This is a genomic window from Mongoliibacter ruber (assembly GCF_003003005.1).
GTDB lineage: Bacteria > Bacteroidota > Bacteroidia > Cytophagales > Cyclobacteriaceae > Mongoliibacter > Mongoliibacter ruber.
The window spans coordinates 352,338-366,980 of record NZ_PVTR01000002.1 but is presented as its reverse complement, the minus strand read 5'-3'; the positions used below and the strand labels follow the sequence as shown (position 1 = coordinate 366,980).

Sequence of the window (14,643 nt, the reverse complement as noted above, 5' to 3'; positions counted from 1 at the left end):
GCCATCACTGATCCATAAAACAATACAACCCATGAAAAGAAGAGATGCGCTTCGCAGCCTTGCCCTGTTGACAGGCGGGCTTGTACTGGTGCCTTCCTGTGATTTTTCGGAGGAAGAAATCCTAAGTGCTTACGACAGGCTTAAGGTCAGTTCATCCATGAGAGAACTCTTAGGCCAAATTACCGACACCATCATTCCCAGCGGCAATCTAAAAGGAGCTTCAGATTTAGATATTCAGGATTTTATCCTAGTAATGGTCAACGACTGCATGGATGAAGATGCTCAGAAATCATTTATGAAAGGCTTCAATTCCTTTGATGCCTACAGCAAGGACAAGAAGGGTAAAAAGTTCAGTGATTTGGAAAGAATGGAAAAAGAGGAAGTAGTCCAAACCGGGCTTCATGAAGAAAGTGAGGATAAAAATGACCTAAGGGGATTTTTAGGGACTACCAAAAGATTTACCATTCAGGGATTTTTACTTTCCGAGTACATGCAGACAGAAGTAAAATCTTATTCTCTCATTCCCGGAGATTATCAAGGAGAGGTCCTCATCGAATCACTAAAAAAAGAAAAACTCAATGGCTAATTTCAATATAGACGCAAAGGAAGATAGAACCTATCAAGCAATAGTAATCGGGTCAGGAATCAGTGGTAGCTGGGCTGCTAAAGAGCTTTGCGAACACGGTGTCAAGACCTTGGTTTTGGAAAGGGGAAAGGATGTCAAACACATCAAGGACTACCCGACTACCAATATGTTGCCCTATGAATTTGAGCATAGGGGTCAGATTACAGAAGACGTGAGAAAAGAAAATCCCGTGGTAAGCAGGTGCTATGCCTTCAGAGAGGATGCCCAACACTTTTTCGTCAAGGACCAAGAACATCCTTATGTACAAGAAAAACCATTTGATTGGATTCGTGGCTATCAGGTAGGAGGTAAATCTTTGCTTTGGGCAAGACAGGTTCAGCGCTGGTCTGATTTTGATTTTGAAGGTCCGGCAAGAGACGGTTTCGCAGTGGATTGGCCTATTCGGTACAAAGACCTAGCCTCTTGGTACAGCCATGTGGAGAAATTTGCCGGTGTATCGGGCAATAAAGACGGTCTGCCAAACCTCCCTGATGGAGAATTCCTACCTGGCTATCCACTCAATGTGGTGGAAAAGCATTTTCAGGCACAAATGAAGAAACATTATGGCGACAGCCGCCACATGATCTTAGCGCGCTGCGCCCATATCAACGGTAATTTCGACTATTATGCACAACAAGGAAGGGCAAAATGTCAAAGCCGTAACCTTTGCCAAAGAGGTTGTCCATTTGGAGGCTATTTTTCGGCAAATTCCTCCACACTTCCTTGGGCTGAGAAAACCGGTAACATGACTTTGAGACCTGATTCGGTAGTACATTCTATTATCTATGATGAGGAAAAAGGCAAGGCTACAGGTGTAAGGGTAGTGGACAGGTTGAGCAAGGAAATGGAAGAGTTTTATGCCGATGTGATATTTGTCAACGCCGCAGCCCTCAATACAAACCTGATATTAATGAACTCCACCTCCAGCAGATTTCCAGATGGATTGGGCAATGACAGTGGTGTGTTGGGCAAATATGTAGCCTTCCACAATTACCGGGCGGGTGTCTCAGCTGATCATGAAGGACACCTAGAATACACTACTCAGGGTGGAAGACCAACTTCGGGCTATTTCCCAAGATTTAGAAATGTACTCAGCCAAGAAACTGATTTTCTCCGAGGTTATGCCGCAGGGTTCAGTGCCAGCAGAGGTCCATATGCCGATCAAAGCGGCATAGGCATGGAGCTAAAAGAAAATATCCTCAACCCTGACAAGTGGGGCCCTTGGAGAATCGGTTCCCACATGATGGGAGAAACCATTCCAAAAGAGAGCAATTATGTAGCCCTTGACCCTAATCTCAAGGATGAATGGGGTATTCCACAGTTGAAGGTAAATGTGGATTATGATGACAATGACGAAAAGATGATCAAAGATTATCTGGAACAGATGACAGAGATGTTTGACAAAGCAGGCTTTACAAATATCCGAACAAGAGACGACCATCGTGCACCTGGATTGGACATCCATGAAATGGGCGGGGTAAGAATGGGCAAAGACCCAAAAACTTCCATGCTCAATGCTGACAATCAACTACATGCTGTTCCGAATGTATATGTGACAGACGGAGCGAGTATGACCTCTACTGCCACCCAAAACCCTTCTTTGACCTATATGGCCTTTGCTGCAAGAGCTGCACATCATGCTATGAAAAACCGCTAGATATAGATAGAAATATTGTATAAATAAAATGAAGAAATCAAGCCCCAATTTTATCCAATAGGGCTTGATGCTGGAAAAATATTGCCGAAGGCATATTTAAATTTATGTATATCCGCTTTCATACCAGAAGAATCTAATTAATAGAATTAACCTCTGTTTTCGAACAAATATCTATTAGTATCACTTTGCCAAATAAGCCTCGTTTAATTGATTAGTGGCATGATTGCGGATAATCATATTTCATTTTACATACTTCTTTATTCCATCACTTTATCATAATAAGTTGGTTCAGGCTCCATACACATAGCAGCAAATCCACCAAATGTATCAATGCACTCAAACACCAAAACCATCACTGTTTTATTTTCTTCAAAGGATAATTCAGCGCTTTGGTTTGGCATGGGAAAATTGGCTTGCTCTATCATATCACCGGCTTCTGTAGGTGGATTTTCAAAATCTTCGGGATAGTAATATTTCCTGTCAGAAAGTACAAGTTTATCATCTGTGACAGCATAATTGCCTTTATAATAACCCACTATTCCAGGCGCAAAACCTTCACTGTTTTCTGTTCTGATAAAGAATGCTTCGTAAGATCCATTTGTCTGGAAAACAAGCACATTGTCCATGCTCTCGTAATCATTGCTTATTTTGTTTAGCCATTTACCCTGAAGCGTCTGGGAAGAAAACTCTTCACTGTAATCCACACAGGAGAAAAGGAAGATAATGGGAACAAGGGCAAGTAATGCTTTTTTCATAATTGATAGGTTTGAGTGAAAGTTATGACGTGAATGTCAAAGTTATTGTTGAGAAAGGCTTATAAAGTCTCCATTATTTAAGTGTATGGATTTAGCAGTTATGATTTTGATTCAGAATTAAGCAGTTTGATAGATGCCTGATTGTTATCCGCACCAAGGATTTCCCATTCCTGCACAAAAGTACCTCCCCAATATTTCCTTTCTATTTTCAGGATATTACCCTTGATTCGCCAAGTACCCGAAAAATCATCTGTAACGATAGGAGGAGTACCGCACCATCCCGCTATATCTCTGACAATCATAGTACCATCAGCCTTAAAAACATACCCCATGGTATTCTTAATCAGTTCATTACTCCTATTGAGTACCAAAGCGTCCTGTTCGTAGCGGAGGTCTGTCCAGATCCCAAGTGGAAATTGTCCCTCTGCCAAGTCCATGCTGTCTTGGTCCATACAAGCCGAAAGCGAAAGTACAAGAAGCAAAAAAGCGTAGATTTTTTTCATGGTTTGATTGTTTGGATTCGGTTCCTAGACGCAGGTTTTTTGGAAGATGTTGTGGAAGGGAATAAAAATTTAGATTTTAGAATTTAGATTTTAGATTTGGGTCCGAATAGGTTGAGGGTTGGGTTGTACATCAGTGATTATATGCGTACATCGGTGGTCAATATTAACCACTGATTTCACGAATGGACACAGATGATTTTTGGGATTGGAAATCCAAGGGATGAGCGATGTGGATTACAATTCCTGAAAAAAAATCAGGTTGCTTTCATGTTTTGGGTAATCCTTAGTACCAAAAACTCAGAAGGCCTGATGGCAGACAAACCTAATTCCATAATCATCTTACCATCTATGATATCCTGAGTGGTCATGGTTTGGCCTAAACCGATTCTTACAAAAAATGCCTCTTCTGATTTCATCCCGAAAAGCGCTCCTTTTCTCCATAATTCTTGAAGGAAGTTTTCCGTCATAGATCGGACTTTAATCCAAGTATTGGTATCATTTGGTTCCAAAACCATTTTTTTTAACTCCGCTTTCACGGAGCTCTCTATCATGATGAACAATCGCCTAACCGGCACGTAGCGCCATTCATTGTCATTGCCTGCCAAGGTACGGGCTCCCCATACCAAAATCCCCCTGCCTGGAAACTCCCTAATTACATTGACAGATTTTCCTCCGATCGAATCTACATTGAAGCGTGCTTGTTCTTGATTATTTACATTTGCTGTCAAACCCTGCGCAGCCTTTAGCACGACATTGGCTGGAGCTTTCCAAACCCCCCTTTGCCTATCTACTCTCGCATATACTCCGGCCACATAAGGTGAGGGAGGAAGTACAGGCCTGAGCGTTTTCCTGATTACTGCAATACAATCATTGAATTTGGATTCATTTTGCCTCCTCAGGGCCAACAGGTTAATAGTTTGTGGGCGGTTGTGGCCTTTATTTCCCAAAAGGTGGACAAGCACATCTTCTGGCTGGAAGGAATAGTCCAACTGACTGTTTATATAAGGGTAGTAAGCTGTGGAAAATTGCCTTCCCTCAGTTTGGGTCATTAAATTTCTAAACCGGTCCAAGGTCTGCAAATTATCGGCCTCCGGACTGTGCAGGTCTACCAGCAAAAACCGGTTTCTCAACTTATGGCATTGCAACATGGCTTCCCCCATCAGCTGGTAATAATCACTTTCCTCCAAAAGCCCAACGACATCCGGGAAGCAAAGTATGGTAATTCGTGCTTCTTTTTTGCTCTCGAGAAACCCAGCCATGTAATCTCGCAATTGAGGCTTTTGGCCCGAATTTCCCACAGAAATCACAAAACATTTACTCCCTCCATTCGCGAAAAAGGCCTGAATGCTATAGTAAAGCAAACATGCATGAGGATTGCTAACCTGTGCCTGAATGGATTCCGCTCCGCCTGGGGATTGGGTGATTTTCAGCGACAGCCCTTGTTCCTTACCGGCAGTACCAAAAAAATCTACATATTCCTGAACGGATGAAATGAATTGAGGCACACCCTTCAAATCGGCACCTGCTTTTCCTTCACTCAGTTGGGTATAACCGATAAAAACGGGAATTGCTGTTTCCGCCTCAGCAATGGATTTAGGTTGCAAAGACACCTCTTCTACATATACTCCAGGGTTACGGAACTTTAGGCGATGCCGAGGATTGGACTTGTCCATTTTTCTTTGGTTTGATGGATGTAGCTAAAGTTAAGAAATTTTCAAAGGAAAGGGAGTCGGTTGGCAGGACAGGGCAGCATAAAAAAAGCCCCTTATAGAGGCTTTTCCTGAATTTAGTAGTAATAATTTAAAGCAATTGGTGCCTGCGAAGCCCTCAAAGAGACAAAATATAATGTTTTGCAATGCAGGACTTAAGCGTAGATGTGTTTCATATATGATGGGTTATACTCAAGTCCAAGTCTTGAGGTTGTCACCAATTAAAAATTTAATTATTAAATGATTTTATGGATTTGATAAGTGAGTTTTCTGCAAGGATTTAAAATAGTTGCAGACCAAAGGCTCATATCTTTACAAATTTTATAAGTGTATTTACTGGACATATAGTTACTTGTGAAGCAGAAGCATTTATTTCTCCTTGTGTTAGCCCTTGAATTCACCCTGCAGTCTGGATATTCTCAGTCTGAGTATTTTGAAGGTTACATACTTTATGAAACCCGATTTTTTGACCTATCAAGAAAAAAGGACATCACCCATATGATGAAGGATCTCCATGACACGGAGCAACATTATTATATCAAAATTGGATAGACTTTTTGGAACAAACAGAAGAAAGTCTCCACTTGACCACTACCTATCACGCCGATTACATTGCGGTAATGACCGCTGTGAAGATCGAGAAGATGGTTTTTGAAGAAGGTTTTTTGATGTAGGTCTGTTTACGGAAAAAGAGGGGGAGTAGGGGAAAAGGGGTTGAAGTTAATTTCCGACAGTTTGCTTCAATTATTTGCACGTCTTTGTTGGAATTGAGAGTTTTCGGAGATGGAATGCAATGAGAAAATCAGTGTCTTAGAGAATTATCTCAGCCAGTCCGAAAACTATGCCGATAGCTTTAAGGGGGAAATCTATTGTATTATGGGTGATTTTGAAGAAGGCAATCCTATGCTGGCGTTTTTTGAAAATCTGGAAGACGAAAAAGCCATCCATCAACATATCGATAGCCTGACTTCAAGGATTGTAATGAAATATGATCCAGAGTGGGAGAGCTTGAGGGGTTATGTGAGGGATTATGTGGAGAATGGGTGAACCGAAGCTAGCTTTTCAAACTCTTCTATAATGGCTTCTTTTGCTTTTTGTATACCTTCTTTTTTGAAGTAGATTTTTTAGATTAAAGTCTTGTTTGCCTCTATTTTTAATGGTTTTATCAATTACATTCCTTTGTACTTCTTTTATTCAACAAGAATTACTTTCAAAAATCAAAAATCTTTTTTGCGACATCTTGTGCCAAATTTTTGGAATACTAAGAGGAACTATTCATTTTTGATTTTGTAGACTATAGTCTACAAGACCTGGTTTAATTTTGAGAAGTAAGACTCACTTGGTCAATTATTAGTCTAGTTATAAATTCAGAGTATTTGCCAATATGGAATTAGAAAGGAAGTTTGAAATTGATGACGTGTTCGGTAAAAAAATGAAGTTAAATGAGGCTGAAAATGGTGCCATTGGCAAAGCAGCCTTCACTCATTATTTACAGTCTAATGATTTAGACAAACAGTTGTTTAAGAATGAAGCAGTAAAGTTCTATAAAGAATATTCTGAAATTGTCCATGGTGAAAAATTTTCCTGGGAAGTAGCGGAAGAAGCTGTCCAATATTCCTTATTCGGAAATGAAGCCACTTTTGCAGAACCGGAAGGGAATACTCAATTCAGATTTATTGACCTCTTTGCAGGAATTGGAGGTTTTCGATTAGCTATGCAAAGCCTTGGAGGAAAGTGTGTCTTTTCAAGTGAATGGGATGAGCAAGCTAAAAAGACATATTTTGCAAATTTTGGAGAGGTGCCTTTTGGAGATATTACAAAAGAAGAAACTAAGCAATTCATACCTGATGGCTTTGAAGTTTTATGTGCAGGATTTCCCTGTCAGGCATTTTCTATTGCAGGAAGAAGGGGAGGTTTTGAAGATACAAGAGGAACTTTATTTTTTGATGTCGCCGAAATAATTAAAAGAAAAAAACCAAAAGCTTTCTTTCTTGAAAATGTGAAAGGTTTAAGAAATCATGATAAAGGAAGGACATTAGCCACAATTCTAAATGTCTTGAGGCAAGATTTGGGTTATTATGTTCCTGAACCTCAAATAATGAATGCTCGAGATTTTGGAGTTCCTCAAAATAGAGAAAGAATTTTTATAGTAGGATTTAGAAGTGATTTAGGTATTGATCATTTTGAATACCCCGAACCCTTAGATAAGGTAGTTGCTTTTGAAGATGTTAAGGAAGTAGAACCTGTTTCTGTTAAATATTTTCTTTCTACTCAATACCTTAAAACTTTGAAGGAGCATAAAAACAGACATTTATCAAAGGGAAATGGATTTGGATATGAGATCATTCCAGATGATGGCACTGCTAATGCGGTAGTCTGCGGTGGAATGGGAAGAGAGAGAAACCTTGTCTATGATGACAGGTTGGAAGATTTTACTCCTGTTACCCACATTAAAGGAGAAGTAAATAGAGAAGGCATCAGAAAAATGACACCTCGGGAATGGGCCAGATTGCAAGGTTTTCCTGATGAATTTTTAATTCCTGTAGCAGATGCCTCGGCATACAAGCAATTTGGAAATTCCGTTGCAGTGCCCGCAATTAGGGCAACGGCTAAAGAAATAATAGATAAATTATTAATTTATGCTAACAGGAAATAAAGGTGAGTGGAGTGAAATTTACACTCTTTTGAAAATTATATCGGATAAGAATCTCTTTGCTGGGGACAGCAACTTAAAAAAGATTGAAAGCCTTATTTTTCCTATCATTAAAATTTTACGTGACGAATCAAACGGAACATATGAATATGGTTATGAACGTGATTTGGTGATAATTAGAGGTGCTAATGAGGAATTTAGAATTCCTTTAATAGAATTTCAAGAGAAAGCCTTCTATTTACTCTCCAAGTTAAAAGAAACAACTTCTTCAACATTTTCCATTCCTGAGATTGAGACTTTTATAAATTCATTTAGTTGCCTTTCTTTAAAAGCAAAATCCTCCGTAAAAAGTGATATTCGAATAGTTATACACGACCAAAGAACAGGTACTATGCCTGAACTGGGATTCAGCATAAAGTCTCAACTTGGAAATGCTTCAACACTATTAAATGCTGGCAGAACTACAAATTTTATTTACCAAGTAGAAAATGTTGATTTATCTGAAGCCCAAATTGAAGCTGTAAACAGTATTAATACTAGAAGTAAAATAAAAGATAGAATCGAAAAGATTAAGGAGATTTTTGGTTCACTGGTTTTTATTGAAACTGAAAGCTCTGTCTTCGGTAACAACTTAACATTGATTGATAGTGGATTGCCAATTATTCTTTCCGAAATAGTTTATCTTTTCTTTACTTCGGGGCTTTCAAAAACTTTGGATTTGGTAAATGAAGTTTCAAAAATTAATCCACTTGGATTTAATACAGAAACAAAACACCCATTCTATTCATATAAAATCAAACGTTTTTTAACTGATGTTGCTCTTGGAATGATGCCGTCAAAAGTGTGGACAGGTCAATTGGATTCCACAGGCGGATATTTAGTCGTCAAAGATGATGGCGAAGTCCTTTGTTACCACATTTATAATAGAAATGAATTTGAAGATTATTTGTTAAATAATACAAAGCTTGAAACAGCAAGTAGTACCAGACATGATTTTGGCATTCTATATAGAGAAGGTGAAAAAATATTGTTTAAATTAAATTTACAAATCAGGTTTTTAAGATAATGGAAAATCAGTTACAATTTAGAATAAGTTCGGGATTAAAGAATATAATTGGGCGAGACTTAATTACTGATGATTTCATTGCAATTTTTGAGCTTGTTAAGAATTCATATGATGCTCATGCGACAAAAGTTTTAATTGAATTTGAAAAAATAAATACATCTAACGCCATAATAAGAATTACCGATAATGGTAAGGGGATGAATTATGACGACCTATTAAATAAGTGGCTATTTGTAGCTTATTCAGCAAAAAAAGATGGAACCGAAGATATTGACTACAGAAATAGAATACAGAGTAAAACTTTTTATGCAGGAGCAAAAGGGATTGGTCGTTTTTCTTGTGATAAATTAGGTTCAAAGCTTCTTTTGATAACAACAAAAGATGAAAAGAACTCTAAAACAGAACAAATCCAAGTTGATTGGGATAATTTTGAACAAGATACGAAAGATGAATTTATCAATATTGGGGTTAGTCATACTACATTACATGAAAACCCATTGATATTTAGTTCCGGTACATTGTTGGAGATTTCGGGTATCAGACCAGATTCGGAATGGTCTTATGAAAAACTTATACGTTTAAAAAATTCTTTATCAAAACTAATCAATCCTTTTGAAAATAATGAAGAAAGAATTTTTGAAATAAAAATTAATGCTGAAGAATATCTTGATTTAGATCAAAAACAAGAAGCTCCAAACAGAAAGGTCAATGGGCTAGTCACAAATAATTTATTAAATATTCTTAATGAAAAAACAATTAAGATACGCTCCGAAATCGCACAAAATGGAAAGCAAATTAAGACAGAAATTACAAATAATGGAATATGGCTATTTTCAATATTAATAAATAATGAAAACTACCCTTTACTAAATAATCTGTTTGTGGAATTGTTCTACTTAAATAGAAGTGCCAAGAATAATTTTACCAGAACAATGGGGATTAGAAATACTGAATATGGTTCGGTTTTCTTGTATAAAAACGGGATAAGAGTTTACCCTTATGGAGAACCAGGAGCCGACCCTTTTGAACTTGATAAAAGACAACAGTCTCGTATTGGAGACAGACTTGGTACCCAACAATTAATTGGTAGAATAGAAATAATTGGTGAGAATGAAGATTTTAAAGAGACAACAAGTAGAGATGGTGGTTTAATAAAGAACCAAGCCTACCATCAATTATTAGACTACTTTATTGATGTAGTTGAAAAGCTTGAATCATTTTGGTTAAGTATTTACAAGTATGGAATTGATACAAAGGGTTATTCAGACATTGAGAATTTAGAAATCAAAATAATCAGGTCTCTTTTAAAGATTAAAAACTCTGATGAAGATGTTACTTTTGATTTCAATTCAAATTTAATATCACTTTTAACAGATACACAAAATGAAAATGAAAATGCTTTAACGCTAATAAAATCAATTGAAAATATTGCGAGAGAAACAGATAATAAGGAATTAATCTCAAAAATTAAGAAAGTAAAATCTACTCTGGATGATGCATTAATTATTGCTGAAATAGCAGAAGAAGAGATAAAAGAGAAAGAAAAGGAAATTAAAGAAAAAGAAACCCAAAATCTTTTTTTAAAATCTGTTCGTTCACAAGATTTTGATGATCTTTTAAGTTTTATGCATCATGCAGGAATTTATGCACAGACAATTAATTCTTATTTAAAAAACATCTCCTTAAAACTCAGCAGAAATATTGAAATCACAAGAGATGATTTAATAGAGATAATTAGGTCAATAAGCTTTGAAGCCAATAAAATCCAAAACATCTCAGAATTTGCTACCAAAGCTAATTTCCGACTAAAAACAGAAGAATTAGAAGTAGACATTGTCAACTATCTTGCAGAATATATTTCTAATATCTTACCTTCTGTTAATAATAAAAGTTTAGAAATCGTATTTGAAAACAATGTCAAGAACGAAATTGTAAAAAAATTCAAACCTATAGAAATCAATATTCTTATTGATAATCTTGTAGTTAACTCAAGGAAAGCTAAGTCAGATAGGTTATTAATTAGTTTAACTGAATATATGGGTAAATTAATTTTTGAGTTTAAAGACAATGGAATAGGAATTAATCCGAAAGACATCAAGCGTATTTTTGACTTTGGGTATACAACAACAGATGGTTCAGGATTAGGTCTTTATCACGTTAAACAAATTGTAAGTAACTTAAAGGGAAATATTGATGTTCAAAATAATTCAGATAATGGTATAACATTTAAAATAATAATATGAGACACAAATTTATTCTTTGGATTGACGATATGCAGAATTGGTCGCATATAGTTACAAGTAACTTATCTATCCTTGCGACAAAATACGATATCAATTTAGTTGTTTTACCTCAATTAAATGGTGAGGATTTAGAACAAATATTTATGATGTATCCTTTTGATTTAATTGTGATGGATTATCATATGGAACCATTTAACGGTGATAAATATATCGCACAAATCAGGGAGGAGGAACATTTAGATAACATTCCGATTCTCTTTTACTCTCAAGACCAAAATGTAGATCTGAATAATTTGATTGGAAGTATGCGAAATGTATACGTAACAAACAGAGCTTCTGTGGAAGATAGAATAAAAGAGTTTATTTTTCCCAATATTTAAAATCAAACATTTCTTATTGTCAAAATTTATTTTAAAAATCCACCAACTCCCCAATCCCTACCCCCAGCGCCCCCGCCAACTTCTCCATCACCTCCAACGATACATTTCTCTTCCCCTGTTCTATTCCTGAGATATAGGGTCTGTTTAATCCGGACCTTTCGGCCAGTTCTTCTTGGGACAGGCCTTTTTCTTTTTTGAGGAAAAAAAATTGAAAATGGGGGTTGATGATATTTAATAAATCCCCATCTGATACTTAACATCAAATTCCAATTGTATCCAATTTTGAGATGGGTTAATTACATAATCTTCTAGTCCAATATTCTGCTCTTTTATATTCTCCAATATTTCCTCAGCCTTAGTCCACTTTGATAAAAATATTCCAGCCCAAGCCTCTTCATCAAACCTTAATTTTACCTCATTATGCCATTCTTTAGAATAGGACGTGCCATACCAAAATGGCTTTATATGGCTTTCTGTCTGGAAATCGTAAATACCTTCTCCTACAAATGAAAAAAGATCAATAATTGTCTTTTCGAAAACCATGATTTCTTCATTTTCATGATCTATCTTACAAATTGTTTCTATTTTTTGAATTAGATTGTCCATAGGTTTTGATTTGATTTTTGAAATTTATCCTTGTAAAATCTGTCTTATCATAATTTCTCTACCTTCTTCCAATGTCATCATGTTTCCAAATTCGGCAAGAGAGTCTTTGTCGCGATATATTCCATTTTTGTCATTCCAGCATAGCCAATTGATTATTTCATCTCTTGAAAGTTGATGAATGCTTTCCTTCAATTCATTTTCTGGTAAATCAAGGAATCTTCTGAACCATAAATCAAGTTTCATTTTTTTCAAGTTTGATTTTAAAATTTAGGTGATCAGCTAGTTTGATCAAATAATCTACACTGAAAGCAAATTCCCCGTTTTCAATTTTTGAAATTGTAGATCTAGCAATTCCCATTTTTTCAGCCAATTCCATTTGTGAAAGCTTATTCGCTTTTCTAATTTTTCTTATTTCATCTGCTAAGGCTATCCTCTTTTCTAAAGATTCGATATTCGTCATAAATTCTAGTCAAAATTGAAGAATATCGAAAATAGTTAATTGAATTTAAGTCTCTAGGATTGACTTAAAGTTTGAACAGTTAATAGCTGAATTGATTTACTAAAGTTAAGAAAAAGAAAATAAATGTTCAATATATTGAACAAAAAATCTTTAAATCCTAGAAATTTGATCCACAACCCGCTTCACACAGCTCCCCAAAACCTCAACACTGTCCAACCTTTGGATCGCTAGCAATGGTTGATCTACCGGTCTCTTTGCCTATTGCGCTCAATCTTCACAGCAAAAAAACCCTTTCCCACTAGCAACCTCCGCTTTCAAAAACCAAATTGCCTTTATGGTACAATTGCTTTACCGGGGATAACCTGGCCACGGCTTCAGCAGAACAGGAGGCAGCAATCAAGTTAAAACTGGCTTCATCCCCCACCTTGGGCCAGACTTGTTTTCCTTCATTATCCAATGGCGTAACTCCCTTGGTGCCTATGCCCAGACAGCGTGACAATCCAAATTCATGGTTGTATCGATACAACTCAGCCATGGTCTTGGCTTTATCCAACATGCTGCCGGTCCCGAATGGCTGCCAGTGGTCTGTCACACAGTCTGTACCTGCCATTACAGGAATGCCATGCTCCAACAGCTTGGGTATGGGCATCACATTGTAACCTATTGGTACCGTGGTGGTGATTCCTATCTGCGCTTCTGCAAGGGCTTCACAGGTAGCTTCAAGTGTTTTGCTATCCACGGCTCCCAATATAAAGCAATGACTTAAATAAGTCTTCCCCTTCAAGCTTGGGTTTTCATTTACCTTATCGATCAAATACTGCACTGTTTTCAGACCGGATTCTCCCGTTTCATGTAAGTGGATATCTAGGCCTTTATGATAATCCAATGCCAATTGTACGGTAAAGTCCATCGTCTTTTCAATTTGGCCATCTATAGAATAGGGATCCACTCCACCAATAAAGTCTATGCCCATGCCTGCTGCTTCACGCATCAGTTCCTGCGAACCTGAGTAAAATACGCCATGCTGGGGAAATGCTACCAGTTCCGCCCCAAAACCAGCTTCTTTGGCCTCCAAGGCTTTTTGGAGATTTTTCAAAGAATCCAACTTAGAGGTAGGCTCTATGTTGACATGGCTTCTGGCGAAATCGGTTCCTTGGGAATGCAGCAGTTCAACCAGTTTTTTGGCCCGCTCCGTTGAATGGGGCAAAAGTGTGGGAATTACCTCCTTTTCATGTTCGATCAGCTCTTTGACAGTTCGGAATTTACTTTCCCTTGCCTTCCATGGTCCGCTGTAATAGGTTTTGTCCAAGTGGATGTGCATGTCCTTCATAGCGGGCAACATCAAATAGCCTTGGGCGTCAATGGCATCAGCCGCAGAATTATTCGGAAGAATTTCAGTGATTTTTCCATTTTCCACCACTACCAGGAAAAGCTTGGTTTCTGTGGCAATGACTTCGACCTCATCCCTGATAAAGCCAGTTTCCAGCTTTACATTTTTAAAAGTGATTTTGGAAAGTGGATGGTTTGGATGCCTGTGGCTGTTACTGTCGGCAAATCCAAAAGTAGGAGAAAGTAAACCTGCACCTGTAAGTGCGATGGTCTGCGAAAGGAAATTTCTTCTGTTGAGCTGCTTGTTTGACATAATGGAAAGTTTATAGTCAAAATTAGGAATTGAAGAAGAAAACGAGTGATAAAATTCAGGCCAAATCAGGTGAATTTTATCACTTTTTTCGAAAATCGCTTGGTGAAAGCCCTGTTTCTTCCCTGAAAAACTTGGAGAAATTGGCTGGATCCCGAAAGCCTAATTCAAAGGCCAACTCCTTAACTGAGATACTGCTGATAGAAAGTAAGCGTCTGGATTCCAAAGAAATCGTGTTTATGGGGAGTTTCAATAATATGCTTGCCCTGAATGCTATGATCTAAGATGCAAAGCCCTTCCAGGTTATTGGCCTGGAACTCTTGTAGGTCTAAGATTGGGAAAAGCGT

At 37.4% G+C, this 14,643-nt stretch carries 16 protein-coding genes; 8 read left to right on the top strand and 8 right to left on the bottom strand.

Going from position 1 to position 14,643, the window contains the following annotated elements:
- The first annotated feature begins 31 nt into the window (after positions 1-31).
- Positions 32-586 carry a gluconate 2-dehydrogenase subunit 3 family protein gene (locus CLW00_RS04860; RefSeq protein WP_106132524.1) on the top strand — a complete coding sequence of 185 codons (555 nt, stop codon included), beginning with the start codon at positions 32-34 and terminating at the stop codon, positions 584-586.
- The gene (locus CLW00_RS04855; RefSeq protein WP_106132523.1) at positions 579-2,282 is read left to right on the top strand and encodes a GMC family oxidoreductase; all 1,704 of its coding nucleotides are present in this window, start codon (positions 579-581) and stop codon (positions 2,280-2,282) included. The genes CLW00_RS04860 and CLW00_RS04855 overlap by 8 nt, the downstream gene beginning before the upstream one ends.
- 257 nt (positions 2,283-2,539) lie before the next feature.
- On the opposite strand, the gene CLW00_RS04850 is transcribed toward CLW00_RS04855, so the two are convergent.
- From CLW00_RS04850 to CLW00_RS04840, 3 genes are all read right to left on the bottom strand, one after another.
- Positions 2,540-3,037 carry a hypothetical protein gene (locus CLW00_RS04850; RefSeq protein WP_106132522.1) on the bottom strand — a complete coding sequence of 166 codons (498 nt, stop codon included), beginning with the start codon at positions 3,035-3,037 and terminating at the stop codon, positions 2,540-2,542.
- A gap of 98 nt (positions 3,038-3,135) precedes the next feature.
- Positions 3,136-3,540, bottom strand: coding sequence for a hypothetical protein (locus CLW00_RS04845; RefSeq protein ID WP_146131367.1), 405 nt, complete (start codon positions 3,538-3,540; stop codon positions 3,136-3,138).
- Positions 3,541-3,794: 254 nt separating this feature from the next.
- Positions 3,795-5,213: a phage tail sheath family protein gene (locus CLW00_RS04840; protein WP_106132520.1), complete on the bottom strand. Its 1,419-nt coding sequence runs from the start codon at positions 5,211-5,213 to the stop codon at positions 3,795-3,797.
- Positions 5,214-6,032: 819 nt separating this feature from the next.
- Between CLW00_RS04840 and CLW00_RS04830 the strand changes: the two genes are divergently transcribed.
- The 5 genes from CLW00_RS04830 to CLW00_RS04810 all read left to right on the top strand — a co-directional run bounded on the left by CLW00_RS04830 (position 6,033) and on the right by CLW00_RS04810 (position 11,591).
- Entirely contained in the window at positions 6,033-6,296 is a 264-nt protein-coding gene (locus tag CLW00_RS04830) for a hypothetical protein (RefSeq protein ID WP_106132518.1), read from the top strand.
- A 337-nt stretch (positions 6,297-6,633) separates the two neighbouring features.
- A complete protein-coding gene (locus CLW00_RS04825; RefSeq protein WP_106132517.1) occupies positions 6,634-7,905 on the top strand; it encodes a DNA cytosine methyltransferase in 1,272 nt (423 codons plus the stop codon).
- Entirely contained in the window at positions 7,889-8,968 is a 1,080-nt protein-coding gene (locus CLW00_RS04820) for an HpaII family restriction endonuclease (protein WP_106132516.1), read from the top strand. Before CLW00_RS04825 ends, CLW00_RS04820 begins: the two co-directional genes overlap by 17 nt.
- On the top strand, positions 8,968-11,211 hold the full coding sequence (locus CLW00_RS04815) for a sensor histidine kinase (RefSeq protein ID WP_106132515.1): 2,244 nt from the start codon (positions 8,968-8,970) through the stop codon (positions 11,209-11,211). The genes CLW00_RS04820 and CLW00_RS04815 overlap by 1 nt, the downstream gene beginning before the upstream one ends.
- Positions 11,208-11,591, top strand: a complete 384-nt coding sequence (locus CLW00_RS04810; RefSeq protein ID WP_106132514.1) for a response regulator — start codon at positions 11,208-11,210, stop codon at positions 11,589-11,591. Before CLW00_RS04815 ends, CLW00_RS04810 begins: the two co-directional genes overlap by 4 nt.
- A 31-nt stretch (positions 11,592-11,622) precedes the next feature.
- On the opposite strand, the gene CLW00_RS04805 is transcribed toward CLW00_RS04810, so the two are convergent.
- The 5 genes from CLW00_RS04805 to CLW00_RS04785 form a co-directional block, all read right to left on the bottom strand.
- Positions 11,623-11,817 carry a helix-turn-helix domain-containing protein gene (locus tag CLW00_RS04805; protein ID WP_281257413.1) on the bottom strand — a complete coding sequence of 65 codons (195 nt, stop codon included), beginning with the start codon at positions 11,815-11,817 and terminating at the stop codon, positions 11,623-11,625.
- Positions 11,818-11,822: 5 nt separating this feature from the next.
- A complete protein-coding gene (locus CLW00_RS04800; RefSeq protein ID WP_106132513.1) occupies positions 11,823-12,197 on the bottom strand; it encodes a hypothetical protein in 375 nt (124 codons plus the stop codon).
- A 24-nt stretch (positions 12,198-12,221) separates the two neighbouring features.
- Positions 12,222-12,440 (bottom strand): hypothetical protein, encoded by a 219-nt coding sequence (locus CLW00_RS04795; protein ID WP_106132512.1) that lies wholly within the window; start codon positions 12,438-12,440, stop codon positions 12,222-12,224.
- Positions 12,430-12,657 carry a helix-turn-helix domain-containing protein gene (locus CLW00_RS04790; protein ID WP_106132511.1) on the bottom strand — a complete coding sequence of 76 codons (228 nt, stop codon included), beginning with the start codon at positions 12,655-12,657 and terminating at the stop codon, positions 12,430-12,432. The genes CLW00_RS04795 and CLW00_RS04790 overlap by 11 nt, the downstream gene beginning before the upstream one ends.
- A gap of 298 nt (positions 12,658-12,955) precedes the next feature.
- A complete protein-coding gene (locus CLW00_RS04785; protein ID WP_106132510.1) occupies positions 12,956-14,299 on the bottom strand; it encodes an amidohydrolase in 1,344 nt (447 codons plus the stop codon).
- A 29-nt stretch (positions 14,300-14,328) separates the two neighbouring features.
- Here CLW00_RS04785 and CLW00_RS21605 point away from each other — a divergent pair, with 29 nt between their 5' ends.
- Positions 14,329-14,580 carry a hypothetical protein gene (locus tag CLW00_RS21605; protein WP_245917167.1) on the top strand — a complete coding sequence of 84 codons (252 nt, stop codon included), beginning with the start codon at positions 14,329-14,331 and terminating at the stop codon, positions 14,578-14,580.
- Positions 14,581-14,643: the final 63 nt, after the last annotated feature.

Coding starts and splice junctions, on each gene's coding strand:
- CLW00_RS04860 (WP_106132524.1), top strand. CDS start 32: ATGAAAAGAAGAGATGCGCTTCGCAGCCTTGCCCTGTTGACAGGCGGG.
- CLW00_RS04855 (WP_106132523.1), top strand. CDS start 579: ATGGCTAATTTCAATATAGACGCAAAGGAAGATAGAACCTATCAAGCA.
- CLW00_RS04850 (WP_106132522.1), bottom strand. CDS start 3,037: ATGAAAAAAGCATTACTTGCCCTTGTTCCCATTATCTTCCTTTTCTCC.
- CLW00_RS04845 (WP_146131367.1), bottom strand. CDS start 3,540: ATGAAAAAAATCTACGCTTTTTTGCTTCTTGTACTTTCGCTTTCGGCT.
- CLW00_RS04840 (WP_106132520.1), bottom strand. CDS start 5,213: ATGGACAAGTCCAATCCTCGGCATCGCCTAAAGTTCCGTAACCCTGGA.
- CLW00_RS04830 (WP_106132518.1), top strand. CDS start 6,033: ATGGAATGCAATGAGAAAATCAGTGTCTTAGAGAATTATCTCAGCCAG.
- CLW00_RS04825 (WP_106132517.1), top strand. CDS start 6,634: ATGGAATTAGAAAGGAAGTTTGAAATTGATGACGTGTTCGGTAAAAAA.
- CLW00_RS04820 (WP_106132516.1), top strand. CDS start 7,889: ATGCTAACAGGAAATAAAGGTGAGTGGAGTGAAATTTACACTCTTTTG.
- CLW00_RS04815 (WP_106132515.1), top strand. CDS start 8,968: ATGGAAAATCAGTTACAATTTAGAATAAGTTCGGGATTAAAGAATATA.
- CLW00_RS04810 (WP_106132514.1), top strand. CDS start 11,208: ATGAGACACAAATTTATTCTTTGGATTGACGATATGCAGAATTGGTCG.
- CLW00_RS04800 (WP_106132513.1), bottom strand. CDS start 12,197: ATGGACAATCTAATTCAAAAAATAGAAACAATTTGTAAGATAGATCAT.
- CLW00_RS04795 (WP_106132512.1), bottom strand. CDS start 12,440: ATGAAACTTGATTTATGGTTCAGAAGATTCCTTGATTTACCAGAAAAT.
- CLW00_RS04790 (WP_106132511.1), bottom strand. CDS start 12,657: ATGACGAATATCGAATCTTTAGAAAAGAGGATAGCCTTAGCAGATGAA.
- CLW00_RS04785 (WP_106132510.1), bottom strand. CDS start 14,299: ATGTCAAACAAGCAGCTCAACAGAAGAAATTTCCTTTCGCAGACCATC.